Below are 1,189 nucleotides of genomic sequence, written 5' to 3' on the forward strand. Positions count from 1 at the left end.
GCCGCGGCGCCCTTGGAGCCGTAGGCCATGCCCTGGCCGTGGTCGCCGTCGCCGGCGATCGCATCGATCCGGCCCAGCTCGGCCTCCTCGCGGGCGCAGACGCGCTCGAACAGGGCGAGCGCATCGGAGACCTGCTCGGCGACGCGGCGGGACTCCTCGGTGGCCTGGGGAGTCTCGTCGGCTCCGGCCTCCCAGAAGGTCTCACGACGGGGCCGGTCGAGCGCCGGCATCGCGCCGCGATGGAAGGCGGGGGTGTCGACGGGGGCCAGCCAGTGCTGCTCGAGCTCGTCGTCCAGGAACACCAGGCTGAGCGACAGTCCGGCCATGTCCAGGCTGGTGATGAACTCGCCGACCTCGGGACGCACCGGGGTGATGCCCGCCGTCTCGAGGAGTTCGGCGGCCTTCGCGTAGACGACGAAGAGCTCCTCGTACTTCACGGTGCCGAGCCCGTTGACGATCACGGCCGCGCGGCCCTGGTAGCCGCCGTCGGTGCGCTCGGGCTGCTCGGCGAGAACGCCCTGGACCAGCAGGGAGGCGATCTCGTCGGCCGTGCCGATCGCCTCGTCGCGCACGCCGGGCTCACCGTGGATGCCCAGGCCCACGCCCATCTGGCCGTCCTCGACGTGGAACAGCGGCTCGGAGGCGCCGGGCAGGGTGCAGCCGTCGAAGGCGACGCCGAAGGAGCGGGTGGCGTCGTTCGCCTTCCATGCGATCCGCTCGGCCGTGTCGAGGTCTGCGCCGGCCTCGATCGCGGCACCCGCGATCTTGAAGACGGGCAGGTCACCGGCGATCCCGCGACGGTCCCGGTGGTTCTCGGGAGTGTTGGAGACGATGTCGTCGCTGACGCGGATGATCCGCACGTCGATGCCCTCGGCGCGCAGCTTCTCCGCGGCTGCGCCGAAGTGGAGCACGTCCCCGGCGTAGTTGCCGAAGCCGAGGACCACCCCGCCACCGTTCTCGGCGTTGCGCGCCACCGAGTAGACCTGCGAGGCCGACGGGGAGGCGAAGACGTTCCCGCAGGGTGCGCCGTGGGCCATGCCGGGGCCCACCCAGCCGGCGAAGGCGGGGTAGTGGCCGGAGCCGCCGCCGATCACCAGGGCGGGCTGGCCCTGCGGGGTCTGCGTCGCCCGGACCACGCCGCCGTGCACGACGGCGACGTGGTCGGGGTGGGACAGGGCGAGGCCGCGGA

At 73.1% G+C, this 1,189-nt stretch carries 1 protein-coding gene; it reads right to left on the bottom strand.

Annotated elements, in window-relative coordinates; translation table 11 throughout:
- On the bottom strand, positions 1 to 1,189 hold a 1,189-nt coding region (locus CIK81_RS17845), incomplete at both ends, for a dihydroxyacetone kinase family protein (protein WP_241964264.1).

It is taken from the genome of Brachybacterium sp. JB7, assembly GCF_003335205.1.
GTDB lineage: Bacteria > Actinomycetota > Actinomycetes > Actinomycetales > Dermabacteraceae > Brachybacterium > Brachybacterium alimentarium.